12 protein-coding genes and 1 pseudogene are annotated in these 16,635 nt (G+C 67.7%); 8 read left to right on the top strand and 5 right to left on the bottom strand.

Features of this window, described 5'->3' with window-relative positions:
- Positions 1–28 precede the first annotated feature (28 nt).
- From BOQ54_RS19315 to BOQ54_RS19300, 4 genes are read left to right on the top strand one after another with little or no spacing between them, the layout of a single operon-like run.
- Complete coding sequence (locus BOQ54_RS19315; RefSeq protein ID WP_071924770.1) at positions 29–943, top strand: ABC transporter permease; 915 nt, start codon at positions 29–31, stop codon at positions 941–943.
- A 1-nt stretch (position 944) separates the two neighbouring features.
- On the top strand, positions 945–1,763 hold the full coding sequence (locus tag BOQ54_RS19310) for an ABC transporter permease (protein WP_055458893.1): 819 nt from the start codon (positions 945–947) through the stop codon (positions 1,761–1,763).
- A 27-nt stretch (positions 1,764–1,790) separates the two neighbouring features.
- Positions 1,791–2,537 (top strand): aspartate/glutamate racemase family protein, encoded by a 747-nt coding sequence (locus BOQ54_RS19305; RefSeq protein WP_071924769.1) that lies wholly within the window; start codon positions 1,791–1,793, stop codon positions 2,535–2,537.
- Entirely contained in the window at positions 2,537–3,376 is an 840-nt protein-coding gene (locus BOQ54_RS19300; protein ID WP_071924768.1) for a GNAT family N-acetyltransferase, read from the top strand. The genes BOQ54_RS19305 and BOQ54_RS19300 overlap by 1 nt, the downstream gene beginning before the upstream one ends.
- 12 nt (positions 3,377–3,388) lie before the next feature.
- Here the strand turns inward: BOQ54_RS19300 and BOQ54_RS19295 are convergent, their stop codons facing one another.
- The 3 genes from BOQ54_RS19295 to BOQ54_RS19285 all read right to left on the bottom strand — a co-directional run bounded on the left by BOQ54_RS19295 (position 3,389) and on the right by BOQ54_RS19285 (position 7,359).
- Entirely contained in the window at positions 3,389–4,435 is a 1,047-nt protein-coding gene (locus BOQ54_RS19295) for a phosphotransferase family protein (protein WP_055458895.1), read from the bottom strand.
- Positions 4,436–4,453: 18 nt separating this feature from the next.
- Positions 4,454–6,058 carry an AMP-binding protein gene (locus BOQ54_RS19290; RefSeq protein ID WP_071924767.1) on the bottom strand — a complete coding sequence of 535 codons (1,605 nt, stop codon included), beginning with the start codon at positions 6,056–6,058 and terminating at the stop codon, positions 4,454–4,456.
- Positions 6,059–6,144: 86 nt separating this feature from the next.
- Entirely contained in the window at positions 6,145–7,359 is a 1,215-nt protein-coding gene (locus tag BOQ54_RS19285; protein ID WP_071924766.1) for an acyl-CoA dehydrogenase family protein, read from the bottom strand.
- Positions 7,360–7,794: 435 nt separating this feature from the next.
- Between BOQ54_RS19285 and BOQ54_RS19280 the strand changes: the two genes are divergently transcribed.
- The 4 genes from BOQ54_RS19280 (at position 7,795) to BOQ54_RS19265 (ending at position 14,614) form a co-directional block, all read left to right on the top strand.
- Positions 7,795–9,636: a sensor histidine kinase gene (locus BOQ54_RS19280; RefSeq protein ID WP_071924765.1), complete on the top strand. Its 1,842-nt coding sequence runs from the start codon at positions 7,795–7,797 to the stop codon at positions 9,634–9,636.
- On the top strand, positions 9,633–10,979 hold the full coding sequence (locus tag BOQ54_RS19275; RefSeq protein ID WP_055458899.1) for a sigma-54-dependent transcriptional regulator: 1,347 nt from the start codon (positions 9,633–9,635) through the stop codon (positions 10,977–10,979). The genes BOQ54_RS19280 and BOQ54_RS19275 overlap by 4 nt, the downstream gene beginning before the upstream one ends.
- Positions 10,980–11,185: 206 nt before the next feature.
- The gene (locus BOQ54_RS19270) at positions 11,186–12,160 is read left to right on the top strand and encodes a TAXI family TRAP transporter solute-binding subunit (protein ID WP_055458900.1); all 975 of its coding nucleotides are present in this window, start codon (positions 11,186–11,188) and stop codon (positions 12,158–12,160) included.
- A gap of 237 nt (positions 12,161–12,397) precedes the next feature.
- On the top strand, positions 12,398–14,614 hold the full coding sequence (locus tag BOQ54_RS19265) for a TRAP transporter permease (protein WP_071924764.1): 2,217 nt from the start codon (positions 12,398–12,400) through the stop codon (positions 14,612–14,614).
- A gap of 208 nt (positions 14,615–14,822) precedes the next feature.
- On the opposite strand, the pseudogene BOQ54_RS19260 reads toward BOQ54_RS19265, so the two are convergent.
- Together BOQ54_RS19260 and hmgA are read right to left on the bottom strand one after the other, a co-directional pair.
- Positions 14,823–15,083: pseudogene (locus tag BOQ54_RS19260) on the bottom strand (glutathione S-transferase C-terminal domain-containing protein); the annotation flags it as partial.
- Between the two features lie 142 nt (positions 15,084–15,225).
- Positions 15,226–16,584: a homogentisate 1,2-dioxygenase gene (hmgA, locus tag BOQ54_RS19255; protein ID WP_071924763.1), complete on the bottom strand. Its 1,359-nt coding sequence runs from the start codon at positions 16,582–16,584 to the stop codon at positions 15,226–15,228.
- Positions 16,585–16,635 lie beyond the last annotated feature (51 nt).

Here is a 16,635-nt window from a genome sequence, read left to right as displayed (position 1 = left end):
AGAAGTGTTTCACCCGAGGAAAGGCCGCATGGCCATCGCCGTCGAACAACCTGCCGCTTCCCCGGCCCGCCCGGCCGGCGCGCGCCTTGTCTCGGTGCTCGGTCGCCTCGCCGCCTATCTGCAGGCGGCGCCGCTCGCGCTCATCCTCGGCGTCTTCCTGCTCGCGCCGATCCTCATGATCGTGGCGGTCAGCTTCTGGGACTACGACTTCGCGCGGCTCTATCCGGACTTCATCCTCACCAACTATGCCGAGACGCTCGGCTCATGGGTGACGTGGCGCACCTATCTCAACACGCTGAAATATGCCGCCATCGTCTGGGCGCTGACGCTCTTCATCGGCTTCTGGGTCGCCTATTTCATTGCCTTCCACGTCCGCACCGCGACCATGCAGACGGTGCTGTTCCTCGTCTGCACGGTGCCTTTCCTGACCTCCAACATCATCCGCATGATCTCCTGGATCCCGGTGCTGGGGCGGAACGGGCTCGTCAACGCCACGCTCATCGAGATGGGGCTCGTCTCGACGCCGGTCGAATGGCTGCTCTATTCCGATTTCGCCGTCGTGCTCGCCATGGTGCATCTCTACACGCTGTTCATGGTGACGCCGATCTTCAACACGCTGATGCGCATCGACCGCGCGCTCATCGAAGCGGCGCGCGACGCGGGGGCGAACGGCTGGCAAGTGCTGTGGAACGTCGTCCTGCCGCTCGCCAAGCCGGGGATGGCGATCGGCACCATCTTCGTTGTTACGCTGGTGATGGCCGATTTCATCACCGTGCAGGTCATGTCCGGAGGCCAGAGCGCGTCGGTCGCGCTGATGATGCGCAACCAGATGTCGCTGCTGCAATATCCGGCGGCGGCCGCCAATGCGGTCGTGCTCCTTGTCCTTGTCCTCCTGATGGTGGCGGGCATCCTGCGCATCGTCGACATCCGCAAGGAGCTCTGACATGGCCGGCGAAAGACGCTCCGTCACCTTCTGGATCCTCGCGGTCTTCTTCGGCCTGTTCCTCGTCTTCCTCTACGGGCCGCTGTCGGCCATCCTGATCCTGTCGTTCCAGGGGCCGAGCGGCGGCCTCACCTTCCCGCTCAACGGCGTCTCGCTGCACTGGTTCCGCAATCTCACGGAGCAGCAGGCGGTGGGCGACTTCGGCGGCTCCTTCCGCCGTTCCTTCACGCTCGGCCTCATGGTGATGGTGGTGACCGTCGTCGTTTCGCTGCTCGCCGGCCTCGCCTTCCGGCGCCGTTTCGTCGGGGCGACGCCGCTGTTCTACCTCGCTGTCGCCAGCCTCGTGGTGCCGTCGATCATCATCTCGCTCGGCATCGGCGTGATGTTCCAGCAGGTCGGCATCCGCCCGTCCTGGTACGGCTCGGCCTTCGGCGCGCACCTCACCTGGACGCTGCCCTTCGGCGTACTCATCATGTTCGCCGTCTTCAACCGCTTCTCGCCGGCCTACGAGGAGGCGGCGCGCGATCTCGGCGCCTCGCCGTGGCAGACCTTCCGCCACGTCCTCCTACCGATGATCGCGCCGATGCTGGTCGGCGTCGGCCTCTTCGGCTTCACGCTGTCCTATGACGAATTCGCCCGCTCGCTGATGACGGCCGGCACCTACAACACCCTGCCGCTGGAGATTTACGGCATGACGACCAATGTCACCACGCCGGTGCTCTACGCGCTCGGCACGGTGACGACGCTCTTCTCCTTCCTCGTCATCTCGCTCACGCTCGGCATCATCGTCTGGCTCGGCCGGCGCAGGGCGCGGGGCTGACCGAAGGCCCGCGCACGGAACGTCCCCATGCATATCCTCGTCGTCAATCCCAACACCACCGCCTCGATGACCAGGACGATCGCGGCAGCCGCGCGCGCGGCCACCGGTCCGTCGACCGTCATCGAGGCCGTGACCTCCGCCATGGGCCCCGCCTCCATCGAGGGCTATTACGACGAGGCGCTGGCGGTGCCGGGCCTCCTCGCCGAGATCGCGCGGGGCGAGCGCGCGGGCGCCGCGGCGGCGGTCATCGCCTGTTTCGACGACACAGGGCTCGACGCGGCCCGCGCCATGGCGGCCATCCCGGTGATCGGCATCTGCGAGGCCGCACTGAGCCTCGCCTCTTTCCTCGCCCGACGCTTCAGCGTGGTGACGATGTCGGAGCGTTCGCTCGTGCCGATCACCGAGCTCGTCCGCCGCTACGGCATGGAGCCGCGCGCCCGCGTGCGGGCGCTCGGCGTTCCCGTGCTCGATCTTGAAGACCGGTCATCCGATGCCGTTGCCGCGCTGCGCGGCGAGATTACCCGCGCCCTCAAGGAGGACCATGCCGAAGCGATCGTGCTCGGCTGCGCCGGCATGGCGGACCTTGCCGCCGCGCTGCAAGGCGAGTTCGGCATTCCCGTCGTCGATGGCGTCGGGGCGGCGGTCAAGCAGGCCGAGGCGCTCGTGACGCTCGGCTTGTCCACCGGCAAGCGCGGGGCCTATGCTCGGCCTGCCCCGAAGCCCTACACCGGCCTCCTCGCCGGCTTCGGGATCGAGGACAAGGCCGTCGCCTGATGCCGCAAGCGCCGACGATACGCCCGCTGACGCTCGCTGAGGTCGAGACGCTGGTCGACTGGGCGGCGGGCGAAGGCTGGAATCCCGGCCTCGCCGATGCTGCCGCCTTCCATGCCGCGGATTCGAGCGGCTTCCTCGGCGCCTTCATGGATGGCGAGATGGTCGCCGGCATCTCGGCCGTCGCCTACGGGGAGACGTTCGGCTTCATCGGGCTCTACATCTGCCGGCCGGATCGGCGCGGCAGGGGCCACGGGAAGGCTGTGTGGGATGCCGGCATGGCGCGGCTCGCGGGCCGTACCATCGGTCTCGACGGCGTGCCCGCACAGCAGGCCAACTACCGCAGCATGGGCTTCGTCCCGGCCTATCGCACCATCCGCTACAGCGGTCGCTTCGCGCCGGCGGCCGCCTCGTCCGGCGCGGTCCGGCCGGTGACGTCCGATTTCGTCGAGGCCGTCGCCGCCTTCGATGGCGGCTTCTTCCCGGCACCGCGCCGGGCTTTCCTGAAGCAATGGCTGCGCCCGCCGCATGTCGCCCTCGTGGCGATGGGGCAGGACGGCATCGCCGGCTACGGCGTCGCCCGGCCCTGTCGCGAGGGTTTCAAGATCGGCCCGCTCTTCGCACGGGACGGCGGAACCGCCGAGGTCCTGCTCTCGGCCCTCGCCGGCGTCTGCGGCGGCCCCGTCCATATCGACGTGCCGGAGACGGCCGGGAGCTTCCCGGCCTTCCTCGCCGCGGCGGGGCTGTCGCCGGGCTTCGAGACCGCGCGCATGTACCGCGGCGCCGCGCCGGCGATCGACCTTGGTGGCGTCTTCGGCATCACGACGCTGGAGCTGGGCTGAACATCCGCGCCCTCACCAGTCCGTCGTCTCGATGACCTCGAGCGCTCTCCCGGCGAAGCGGCCCGCGAGGGGCCCGAGCCTTGCCGCATCGGCCGATGCGGCATTGCCTGCCCGTGCCCGGTCGGCGATGCCGACGAAGATGACCGCGAAGCGGAAGAGCGCGAAGGCGACATGGAACCGCGCGAGCGGAGCGGTCGGCACTGCATGGGCCTGATAATGGGCGACGAACTCGCGCCGGGAGGGGATGCCGAGCCCGGCATGGTCGAGGCCGAGAATGCCGCCGTATTCGTCCGGCGCCGTGTGCCACGGCATGCAGCAGAAGCCGAGATCGGCAAGGGGATGGCCGAGGGTCGACAGCTCCCAGTCGAGAATGCCGATGACGAGCGGTTCCTCAGGGTGGAAGAGCAGGTTGCCGAGGCGGAAATCCCCGTGCGCGATCGCGACCATCCCGTCATCCGCAGGCAGGTTCTCCCTGAGCCAGGCTTCGACGCGGGCGAGGGCAGGAACGGGATCGCCCGGTGAGGCGGCGAGCTGTTTCGACCAGCGCGCGATCTGCCGCTCGAAATAGCTGCCGGGCCGGCCGAAGTCGGCAAGGCCGACATCCTGCGGGCGGATGGCGTGCAGCTTCGCCAGCGCCTCGACCATGCCGAGATAGATGCCGCGCCTTTCTGCGGGTGCGAGTTCCGGCAGCGCGCAATCGTGGAAGACGCGGCCTTCGAGCCGCTCCATCAGGTAGAAGGGCGTGCCGAGGAGGTCCGCATCGGCATGGTAGAGGATCGGGCGCGGCACCGGCACGTCGGTCGCGATGAGCGCCTCAAGCACCCGGTATTCCCGGTCGATCGCATGCGCCCCGCGCAGAATCTCTCCGTTCGGCTGCTTGCGCAGGACCATGCGGCGGTCGCCGAAATCGACGAAATAGGTCGGGTTCGACTGCCCGCCGCCGATCCTGCTCATGCGGAAGGGATCGGCGCTTCCGCCGAAGCGCTGCGCAAGGAAGCGCTGGAGGGCGGCGGGATCGAAATCGATATCGGGCGTGCGGGCCGGACCCGTCGTGGTCATTGCCGAGACCTCCCGGTGTCAGGCGGCGCCGACCGCCGCCGCGGCGCGGAGCCGGAACTTCTGGATCTTGCCCGTCGCCGTTTTCGGGACTTCGCCGAAGACGAAGCGCTTCGGCACCTTGAAGCCTGCGAGCCGCTCCCGGCAGAAGGCCGTGAGCTCTTCGGCCGTCGCCGTGCCTGTACCCTTGAGCTCGATGAAGGCGCAGGGCACCTCGCCCCACTTGGGATCGGGGGCCGCCACCACGGCGGCGATAAGGACGGCGGGGTGCTGGTGCAGCACGTTCTCGACCTCGAGGCTCGAGATATTCTCGCCGCCCGAGATGATGACGTCCTTGGCGCGGTCCCTGATCTCGATGCGGCCGTCGCCGTGTACGACTGCGAGGTCCCCCGTGTGGAAGACGTCGCCCGCGAAGGCGCTCGCGGTTGCCACCTCGTCGCGGCAATAGCCGGCCATCAGCGTGTTGCCGGCGAGCACGATCTCGCCCGTCGTCGTGCCGTCGCGGGCGACATCCCTTCCCTCACCGTCCACGACGCGCACCCTGCTGCCGGTGACGTGCCGAAAACCCTGCCGCGCCAGGAGCTGCGCCTTCTCCTCCACAGCGAGGTCCGCCGCCTCGTCGAGCTCGCACAAGGTGGCGGGCCCGTGGGATTCCGTCAGTCCGTAGAGATGGATCAGGTCGAAGCCGAGCGCCTCCATCTGCGCGATGAGCGCGCTCGTCGGTGCCGCGCCGCCCGTTGCGACCCGCACCATGCGGGAGACGTCCTTCTTCTCCCGGTCCGGATGGTTCAGCAGCATGTAGAGCACCACCGGCGCGCAGCTGAGATGCGTGACGCCGTGCTGCTCGATGGCCGCGAAGATGAGGGCCGGATCGACGCGATCGAGGCAGACGTGGAGGCCACCCGCCGCCGTCACGGCCCAGGTGTGGCACCAGCCGTTGCAGTGGAACATCGGCAGGGTCCAGAGATAGACGCTGCGCCGGTCGAGCCCGAGCGCCAGCACGTTGCCGAGCGCATTGAGATAGGCGCCGCGGTGGTGATAGACGACGCCCTTCGGCCGTCCTGTCGTGCCCGAGGTGTAGTTGAGGCAGATCGGCTGCCACTCGTCCCTCACGAAGTGCCGGTAATCGATATCGCTGGACCCATTGCCACCGCCGAAGAGGTCGAGGGCATCGGGACCCGCAGGCTCCGCATCCGCACCGAGAACAACGAGAGGCACGCGCGCGGCTGTCGCCGCCGCTTGCGCCGTGTCGAGGCAGGACGGATCCGCAATCACGAGGCGCGACTGCGCGTGTTCGAGGATGTAGCCGACGGTGTCCGGCTCCAGCCGCGTGTTGATGGTGTTGAGCACCGCGCCGATCATCGGCACGGCATAATGGGCTGCGAGCATCTCCGGCCGGTTCGGGGCGATGATGGAGACCACGTCGCCGGGTTCGATGCCCCGGCCGAGGAGGAGGGCCGCGAAGCGCGCGACCATCCGCCCGAAGGCGCGATAGGTCAGCGTCCGCTCCCGCCAGATCACGGCCGGGCGCTCGGGATGGGCCTCGACCGTGCGGTCGAGCAGGTCGAGCGGCGTCAGGGGAACGTGGTTGGCCGGCCGTGGCGCGAGATGGGCATCAAGACGCATGGATTGCTGTCCTCCCTCCGTTCATTTTTCTGGCTGAGGCCTTCTTGGATGGGCCCCTTGCTGCCTGATCGTCTCGGGCGTTCACCTCACATTGGCGGGGCTGCGACGTCCCAGCGCCAGAAACCCGTTCCCTCCTCGTTCAGGAACCGGTTCAGAACCATCTTGTGGACCTCGTCGGCGCCGTCGACCAGCCGCGCCTGCCGGGCGTAGCGATAGATCCACTCCAGCACCGTATCCTTGGAATAGCCCCGCGCGCCGTTGATCTGGATGGCGACGTCGGCAGCCTCGTGGAGGAGGTTCGCCACGTGGATCTTGGCCATCGAGACTTCCTTGCGGGCGAAGCCGCCGCGGTCGAGCTCCCACGCCGCGCGCATGACGAGGAGCCGGCCGATCTCGATGCGCATGGCGATCCCGCCCAGCATGAGCTGGATGCTCTCCCGGTCCGCCAGCCGTTGGCCGAAGCCGTGGCGCTCGCCCGCATAGGCCCGCGCGATCTCGACCGAGCGCTTGGCGAGGCCGAGCCAGCGCATGCAATGGGTGAGGCGCGCGGGGCCGAGCCGCACCTGCGTCACCTTCATGCCCCGCCCCTCATCGAGAAGAATGTCACTTGCCGGGATCTCGAGGCCGTCGAACACGAGCTCGCAATGCCCGCCGTGCTCCTCCGGCCCCATGATGGGAATGCGCCGCTCGATGCGCCATCCCGGCTGGTCCTTGTGGAAGAGAAAGGCGGTAAGGCCGTGGCGGGGATCGTCGGACGTGCGCGCGACGAGGATGAAATGGCTCGCCTCCCCGGCCCCGGTGATGAACCATTTGCGGCCGGTGACGACATAGGTGTCGCCGCGTTTTTCGGCGCGCGTGAGCATCATCGACGGGTCGGAGCCGCCGCCCGGATGGGGCTCGGTCATGGCGAAGGCGGAGCGGACCTTGCCCGCGACGATCGGGGCAAGCCACCGCTCCTGCTGCTGCGGCGTTCCCACCGCCTCCAGCAGCATCATGTTGCCGTCGTCCGGCGCCGCCGCGTTGAAGACGACGGGGCCGAAGATGGAGCGGTTCATCTCCTCGTAGCAGACCGCCATGCCGACCTTGCCGAGCCCGGCGCCCCCCGTCTCCTCCTTGAGCTGCAGGCACCAGAGCCCGGCGGCCCTCGCCTTTTCGCGCAAGGGCCCGAGCAGATCGAGCGTGATGTTGCCATGCTCGTCGAAGGACCGGGGGTCGGCCTCCAGCGGCAGGATCTCGCGCGCCACGAAATCGGCGATACGCGCGCGATAGTCCTCGATTCTTGGGGAAATTTCGAAGTTCATGCCAGCCCCACGACGCCGAAACCAGATCGCTGCCGCCGGCTGCCGGGCAGAGCAGCGGGCTCCGCCCACGGTATTGAAGGCCTATGCCGGGGCCAATCGGGATTTTGCGAAGGTGGGGCGGGCGATCGTGCAGCGCCCGCTTGCGCTCAGCCGCGCTTGCGGACGAATTCGGTGCGCAGGACGAGGCCCTTGAGTCGTGGTGGCGGCAGTCGATCGCCTCGATATTGTCTTGATGTCCTTGATGAGGGCCACCGAGTCACCATCAGTCAGGACGTTGCCGGGCGCCATTTACGGGTCGTCTCGTCTGATCTGTGGACCTGAGCTTGCGCACTTACTCAGCCTGGCGGTGGCCATCGCCGTCTGGCCTGTGGTAGATGTGGGGGACAGGAAGGAGCGCGGAGCTGCGCTCGAAAAAGGGCTGCGACAGGCGGCGACTTGCGGAAAATCTGGCTCACATGGGCCCGCCTCGGGGTGCTCGTCGTTCTTGCATGTGCCGCTGCCATCTGGGGCGGCACGGCGGCGACGCGCATCTACCTCGCCGAGACGGCTGCGCGCGGGCAGACGACGCTGCGCCTTGCCGTCGCTGCCCTCCATGGCCACATGCGCCGCTACGAGCCGCTGCCTTCGCTCATCGCCGATCATGACGACATCCGCGAGCTGGCGCGGCGGCCGGAGAATCCGGGCCTCAGGGCCGCGGCCAACCGTTATCTCAAGGAAATCAACGGCCTGCTCGAATCGTCCGATATCTACGTCATGGCCCCCGATGGCGTCACCATAGCGGCCAGCAACTACGACGAGCCGCTGAGCTTCGTCGGCGAGAACTTCAGCTACCGGCCCTATTTCCAGGATGCCATGAAAGGCGAGCGCGGTCGCTTCTTCGCGCTCGGTACCACTTCGCTGAAGCGCGGCTACTATTATTCGGCGCCCATCCGCGACGGCGAGGCGATCCGCGGCGTCGTCGTCTTCAAGGTCGATGTCGACGTCATCGAATTGTCCTGGCGCGGCAGCGACCATGTCATCATCGTCACCGATCCGGAGGGCATTGTCTTCCTTACCGGCCGCGACGAGTGGCGCTATGCCGGGCTCGAGCCGCTGACACCGGAACGGTTGGCGCGCACCCACGCCTCGCGCCGCTATGCCGATGCCCGGTTGTATCCGCTGCCCATCGAGAGCCATGGCAGCGAGGCCGGACACGCCTTGATGACGATCGGCGAGGCCAATGGCGAGCCGCGCGAATATCTCGTCCTGAGCGAGCCGATGCCGGAGGCCGGCTGGACGGTGAAAGTGCTGCTCGACACAGCTTCGGCCAGAGCCCAGGCTTTCACCGCGCTCGTCGCCATCTTCCTGTGCCTTGCGCTTGCCGGCATGGTCGCCGCGGTCGTCCTGCAGCGGCGGGCGCGCATGGCCGAGCGCATGGCACTGCAGCAGGAGGCCCGCGAGACGCTGGAGCGGCGGGTCGCCGAGCGCACGCGCGACCTCGCCGCGGTGAACAGCCGGCTCGAGACGGAGGTGGCAGAGCGCCGCGCCACGGAGCAGCGTCTGCGCCAGACGCAGGACGACCTCATCCAGGCCGGCAAGCTCGCCGCTCTCGGCCAGATGTCTGCGGCGCTGTCACACGAGTTCAACCAGCCGCTCGCGGCGCTGCGCACCTATGCCGACAACGCGGCCGTGCTCATCGACCATGACCGCATCGCGGATGCGCGCGAGAATGTCAGGCGCATCGCCGCTCTTACGGACCGGCTGGCCTCCATCAGCCGCCACCTGCGCAACTTCGCCCGCAAGCCAAACCAGAAGCTGGGCCCCGTCGACGTGCGCGAGGTGGTGCGCGACACGCTCGAGATCGTCGCCTGGCGGCTCAGGGCTGCTCAGGCCGAACTCGTGACCGACATTGGCGAAGGCCCGCTCATGGTGCGCGGCGGCGCTGTGCGCCTGCAGCAGGTGCTCGTCAATCTCATTACCAATGCCGCCGATGCCGTGGAGGGGCGGCCCGAGCGCACGATCACCCTGCGGGCGTCGCGACAGGGCGGCCAAGTGCTCATCAGCGTGAGCGACCCGGGCCCCGGCGTGCCGGACGCCATCGCCGGACGGATCTTCGATCCCTTCTTCACGACCAAGGGTGTCGGCAAGGGCCTCGGCCTCGGCCTGTCGATCTCCTACAACATCATCCAGGATTTCGGCGGCAATCTGCTCGTCGCCAATGCGCCGGAGGGCGGCGCTGTCTTCACCATCCAACTCGCGGCGCTGGACCTCGGCGCGTCCCGGGAGGCGGCCGAATGAGCGGGGCGCAGATCCTGCTTGCCGACGACGAAGACGACCTGCGCATCGCTTCGGTGCAGGGGCTGGAACTCGCCGGCTTTGCCGTGCGCGGCTTCGCCAGCGCCGAGGAGGTGTTGAGTCGCGTCGGCTACGACTTCGACGGCCTCGTGATGACGGACATCCGCATGCCCGGCATGGACGGCATGTCGCTGATGAACCGCATCCACGAGATCGACCCGGACATTCCCGTCGTCCTGCTCACCGGCCATGCGGATGTGCAACTCGCTGTCCGCGCCATGCGCGAGGGCGCCTACGATTTCGTCGAGAAGCCCTTTACCGTGCAGAACCTCGGCGACATCGCCCGGCGCGCGCTCGACCGGCGCGCCCTCGTTCTCGAGAACCGCCGCCTTCGGGCGCTGGCGGGTAAACGGGACGACATCGAGACGCGCTTGCCCGGCCGCAGCGCGCTGATGGTCGATCTTCGCTACCGGTTGCGGGCCATCGCCGCGACCGACGCCGACGTGCTGATCGTCGGCGACACCGGCACGGGCAAGGAGGTTGCCGCCCGTGCCCTGCACGACATCAGCGCCCGCGCGGGGCGGCCGGTCGTCGCCATCAACTGCGCCGCGATGCCGGCGGCGCTGATGGAGAGCGAGCTCTTCGGCCACGAGGCGGGCGCTTTCCCCGGCGCCTTGCGGCCGCGCTATGGCAAGTTCGAGCACGCGCGCGGCGGCACCATCCTGCTCGACGAGATCGGCTCGATGCCGCTCGAATTGCAGGCCAAGCTGCTGCGCGTCATCCAGGAGCGGGTCATCACCCGCCTCGGCTCCAACGAACCCGTGCCGCTCGACGTGCGCTTCATCGCACTTAGCAAGTCGGATCTCGACAAGGAGGTGGCGGCCGGGCGCTTCCGGGCCGACCTCTACTACTGCCTCAACGTTGTCAGCCTGCGCATGCCTGCCCTCGCCGCCCGGCCGGAGGACATACCGCTACTGTTCCTGCAACTCGTGGCGGAAGCCCGGGCACGCTACCGCCGGGATGACATCGAGGTCCCGGCCCACGTCATCGCCGCCGTCAGCCAGAGGGCATGGCCCGGAAACGTGCGTGAACTGCGCAACGCGGCCGACCGCTTTGTCCTCGGCCTCGGCTGTGCCGACGAGGAGGGCGCCGATGAGTCTGGCGAACCGGCGAGCCTCGCCAGCCGTGTCGCGGATTACGAAAAGCGGCTCATCGCCTCGGCGCTCGCGGCGAGCGGCGGCGCGCTCAAGCCCGTCTACGAGGGCTTCGGCATCTCGCGGAAGACTCTCTACGAGAAGATGCAGAAGTATGGGCTCACCCGTCGGACCGCCGCAGAGCTGGAGTAATGCCGGTTTCGGGTGGAAATCCACCCACGGGCATCGGCCAAATGTTACGGTTTCCACCCATCGTCGGCGTCTTGGCGCAAAAAGATGCATTTGCCACCCTTGAATGATTGTCTCAGGGGCGTGGCTGCGCGTTGATGCGGCCGGAGCCGAAGTGTGGATGGGAACCCGCACCGGCAACCCGCATTCGCTAAGCAAGGGAGGAAACGATGCGCAAGATCACGCTTGCGGCGCTCGGCGCCGCCGCGCTTTTCCTGGCAGCTCCGGCTGTGGCGCAGGACAAGACCGGCTGGCCGCAGAGCCTGACCATCGGCACCGCCAGCCAGGGCGGCACCTATTTCATCTACGGCAACGGTCTCGCCAACTTCATCAGCGAGAAGCTGGGAGTCAACGCCTCGGCCGAGGTGACCGGCGGCCCGGTGCAGAACGCGACGCTCGTGCAGACGGGCGATCACCAGATCGGTCTCGTCACCATGGGCCCGGCCTACGAGGCCTGGACTGGCAAAAGCGAGCTTGCCCCAGGCGTCGAACATAAGGACTTGCGCGCCCTCTTCCCCATGTACCAGACGCCGTTTCAGGTCGTGGCGCTGAAGTCGTCGGGTATTAAGGACGTCAAGGATCTCGCCGGCAAGCGTGTGGCTGTTGGTCCGGCCGGCGGCACCGCCGCCACCTACTGGCCGCGCTTCTTCGAGGTTCTCGAGGTCAAGCCGGTCATCAGCTATGCTGGCGCCAACGACGCCACGAGCCAGGTCAAGGACGGACTGATCGACGCCTTCGCCTTCGCCGCTGGCGTGCCGATCTCGGCCTTCGCCCAGATCGCGGCGGAAAACCCGGTCAACATCTTCGCCTTCACCAAGGAGCAGCAGAAGGCCATCCTCGACAAGATGCCCGAACTCGCCGAGTTCCAGATCCCCGGCGGCCTCTACCAGGGCTTCCCCGACCCGCAGGACACGGTGAGCCTGTGGAACTTTGCCGTGGCCCACAAGGACATGCCCGAGAGCCTCGCCTATGAGATCGTGAAGCTCGTGATGGAGAACAACGATCGCATGAAGCAGATCCACTCGACGGCGTCCGAGACCGTGCCGGGCCACGTCGACCGCAACAGCTTCCTGCCCTATCATCCTGGCGCCGTGCGCTATTTCGAGGAAAAGGGCATCACGATCCCGGACAACCTCAAGGGCTGAGCCGGACGCGCGGGGGCGGTACGCCCCGCCCCCGCCCTAGCCGGCCGCGCACCGGCTGACCGCAGACGGATGTTACAAGCGGCCCGATACTGTCCGCCGGCCGCTCCGCCGCTGCACACAGCGCACCAAGGCAAAAAGTGACGAACCGCCTGCAATGGCAGGCCGGCTCCGCTACCATATGCTGGCCGCCCGGCGGCCGGACGATGACCCAACGCATGTTCGAGGTGAGGGCCTGCTATGACCGGCACCCCACAGACGCCCCTTTCCGCAACGACTTCTCCGGCTGACACGTCTCGGCAAGGTCCCGTCCTGGCACAGGGCGTCGACGAAGAGCCGCTTGCCGGCAACCAGCGCGATTTCACAGGCGGCCTAGGCGCCGGGCTGATGATCGTGCTGTGCATCCTCTACACCGCATTCCATATCGGGGTGATGAATTTCTACCCGCTGGAAACGTGGACCTATCGCCTGATCCACGTCGCGGGTGGCCTCGTCCTCGGCTTTCTTCTGTTCTCGGCGGCCAGCATCTCGGCTGCGCCCGCCGAAGCCGGCCGGCCCCTGCGCGTGGCGCCCCTGGAATGGCCACTCCTCATCGCCGCGGCCGCTGGCATCGGCTATGCCGCCGCCATGATCGCCTTCGCCTGGGGCGCCTGGTGGCTGACCGGCGCGGCGCGCCCGCCGGCCTTCGTCTTCGAGACCTACGGCGTGCCCCTCACCGCCGGCATGGTGGCGGCGCTTGCCGGCGCCTGGCTCTTTCCGGAGCGGGCGCGGGGGCGCGTGCACTGGGCCGATGTGCTGCTCGCCGTGGCGGCCGTCACGGTGCTCGGCTACATCCTGTTCAATGTCGGGGCGCTGCGACTGCGCGCCGGCACGGCCCTTGCCCAGACGGCGGACTTCTATGCCGCGCTCGTCGGCGTCATCCTCATCCTGGAGGCTACACGGCGCCTTGCCGGCCTCGCTCTCGTCGTCATCGCCGCCATCTTCATCCTCTATTCCTTCGCGGGGCCCTATCTGCCGGGCTTTCTCGCGCATCGTGGCTACACGCCCACGCGCTTCTTCACCTACATCTACACGGACCAGGGCATCCTCGGCGATACGACGGCCGTCTCCTCGACCTACATCATCCTGTTCATCACCTTTGCGGCCTTCCTGCAGGCCTCGAAGGTCGGCGACTATTTCGTCAACTTCGCCTTCGCCGCCGCCGGCCACGCCCGTGGCGGCCCGGCCAAGGTCGCCGTCTTCGCCTCCGGCCTCATGGGCATGATCAACGGCACGTCGGCCGGCAACGTCGTCGCCACCGGCTCACTCACCATCCCGCTCATGAAACGGGTCGGCTATCCGGCGCGGTCGTCGGGCGCCATCGAGGCGGCCGCGTCCTCGGGCGGGCAGATCATGCCGCCCATCATGGGCGCCGGCGCCTTCATCATGGCCGAGGTCACCGGCATTCCCTATACCGAGATCGTCGTCGCGGCGATCATCCCCTCCGTGCTCTACTTCGCCTCGGTCTACTTCATGGTCGACCTGCAGGCGTTGAAGCTCGGCATGAAGGGCCTGCCGCGCGAGGAGTTGCCGGTCTTCGCCAAGCTGGTGAGGCAGGTCTACCTGTTCATCCCGGTCATCATCCTCATCTACGCGCTGTTCTCGGGTTATTCGGTCATCCGCGCCGGCACCCTCGCCATGGTGGCGGCGGCCGTGGTCAGCTGGCTGACGCCTTACCGTATGGGGGTCGCAGCCGTGCTGCGCGCCTTCGAGCTGGCAGCGAAGATGTCGATCCAGCTCGTGGCGGTCTGTGCCTGTGCCGGCATCATCGTCGGCGTCATCGCCCTTACCGGCGTCGGCGCCCGCTTCTCTGCCCTGCTCTTGGCGCTCGCGGCGCAGAACCAGCTGCTCGCCCTGTTCTTCGCCATGTGCATCGCCATCGTGCTCGGCATGGGCATGCCGACGACGGCCGCCTATGCCGTGGCGGCGGCGGTGGTGGCGCCGGGTCTCATCAGCCTGGGCATTCCGGTCCTGACGGCGCATTTCTTCGTCTTCTATTTCGCCGTCATGTCAGCCATCACGCCGCCGGTCGCGCTCGCCGCCTATGCGGGTGCGGCGCTGTCGGGCGCGGACCCCATGCGCACCTCGGTGGAGAGTTTCAAGATCGGCCTGGCCGCCTTCGTGGTGCCATTCATGTTCTTCTATTCTCAAGCGCTGCTCATGCAGGGCGACTGGCTCGAGATCGCGCATGTCTTCGTCACGGCGTCCGTCGGAATCTTTCTGCTGGCTGCCGCCGTGCAGGGCTGGTTCTTCGGGCTGCTGAATCCACTCGTGCGGGTCGTCCTGCTCATCGGCGCACTCGCCATGATCAAGGGCGGCCTTATCTCGGACCTCGTCGGCCTCGCGATCGGGGCCGGCGTTCTCCTCTACCAGAAGAAAGTGGTGAGCCCGCGCGACCTCGCGCACGGGCTCGACTGAGGCCGCTCGCCCCGGCCGCCTTGCTCGTGCGTCCGGCGGTCCAGGCCGTCGCCTGCACCGCCGGACGCGCGACGAGGCCGCGATATCTGTCCCGGAGTGGTTCTTGCCGGGCGACGTCCGGCAGGCCGCGGAAGACGGTCCAGTCGAGCGCGATGGCGAGCGCGAGATGGCCCTCGGCAAGCGCGGAATAGAGCAACGCTGGCGGCCGCTATTCCGCATCGGGCTGGACCGACGGATGCGCGCTGCCGAAGGCCTCGTGTCGGCCTGCGAGTTCCTCGACACGCAGGATGCGCCGGCAGGCATCGAGCGGTACCTCGAATCGCCGGGCGGCGTAGAGCTGGGGAATGAGGCAGACGTCGGCTAGCGACGGCTCGGACCCGAAGCAGAAGCCGTCGTCCCCGATGGGAGCCTCGACCGCCGCGTGCCCCTTGCCCATCCATGTCGCGATCGAGTTACTCACCTGCATTTCCGAACAGTCCAGCGTGGGCGGGATTGTGGCACGGCACGCGCCGAAGCTATTGCCGACCGGGAGGCCACCGGCCGCGGTCTCCCGGCTTTTCAACAAGGGGCTCGCCGAGCCCCCGTCATGGCGCCGCTCATGATGGCGCCGCTCATGGCCTCTGTGGATCGAAATGGATCTTCAGCTTGCGTCCGTAGGCCCGGTAGTCCTTCTGCAGCGCCTCGGTCCCGGCGGCGAAGGCGCTCACCTTCTGCGGGAAGCGCGTCTCGAACATGAAGGCGAGCGTGCCCTCGAGCCTGTGCGGCTTCAGCTCGACGTTGCTCGCCCTCTCGAAGGCGTCCACGTCGGGCCCGTGCGGCAGCATCGTGTTGTGCAGCGAGATGCCGCCGGGCACGAAGCCGCCGCCGGTCTTGGCGTCATAGACGCCGTAGACGAGCCCCATGAACTCGCTCATCACGTTCATGTGGTACCAGGGCGGGCGGAAGGTGTTCTCGGCGACGAGCCAGCGATCCGGGAAGATGACGAAGTCGACATTGGCCGTACCCGGCGTCTCCGATGGAGAGGTCAGCACGGTGAAGATCGACGGGTCGGCATGATCGTAGAGGACTGGCCCCACCGGCGAATAGCGGCGCAGGTCATATTTGTAGGGCGCGTAATTGCCGTGCCAGGCCACGACATCGAGCGGCGAGCGGTCGATGTCCGCCGCCCAGAGGGAGCCGCCCCATTTTACATACATCGTCGAGGCCGCCTCGCGGTCCTCATAGGCGGCGACCGGCGTCAGGAAGTCGCGTGGATTGGCGAGGCAGTTGGCGCCGATCGGTCCACGCTCGGGCAGGGTGAAGGCCCCGCCGTAGTTCTCGCACAGATAGCCGCGCGCCGGCCCGCCCCGCAACTCGACGCGGATCTTCACGCCGCGCGGGATGACGGCGATCTCGCCCGGTCCGATGTCGATGATGCCGAACTCGGTCCACAGGCGCAGGTTGCCTTGCTGCGGCACGAACAGCATCTCGCCATCGGCGTTGTAGAAATACTCGTCCGCCATCGAGCGGGTGACGAGATAGACATGCGCGCCCATGCCGGCCTGCGCACCGGCATCGCCCGCCGTTGTGATGGTGTGGATTCCTTCGACAAAGGACATCTCTTTATCCGGGATCGGAAGCGGATCCCAACGCATCGGCGCGATCGGCACCTCGGCCTCTACCGCCGGCGCCGTGCGCCACAGCCCGATGTCCACTTGCCGAAACTCGCCCCAATGGGCCACCGTTGGGCGGATGCGGTAGAGCCAGGATCGCTCGTTCGTCGTGCGTGGCGCCGTGAAGGGAGAGCCGCTGAGCTGCTCGGCATAGAGGCCATAGGCGCATTTCTGCGGCGAGTTGCGGCCGAGCGGCAGCGCCCCGGGCAGCGCCTCGGTCTCGAAGCCGTTGCCGAAGCCCGACATGTAGCCCCGCTGGATGGCACTCTCGGGCCGCTCCGCACGGCCGGCCTCAGGGGATGAATGCTGGTCATTCATGAGCGGAACCTCCTGTCTGGTCACGTCCGCGGCCGTCGTCTCCGGCGGCCG

It is taken from the genome of Chelatococcus daeguensis, from assembly GCF_001887265.1.
Classification (GTDB): domain Bacteria; phylum Pseudomonadota; class Alphaproteobacteria; order Rhizobiales; family Beijerinckiaceae; genus Chelatococcus_A; species Chelatococcus_A sambhunathii.
The sequence above is the reverse complement of the archived record's forward strand: the minus strand, read 5'-3'. Positions and strand labels throughout refer to the sequence as shown.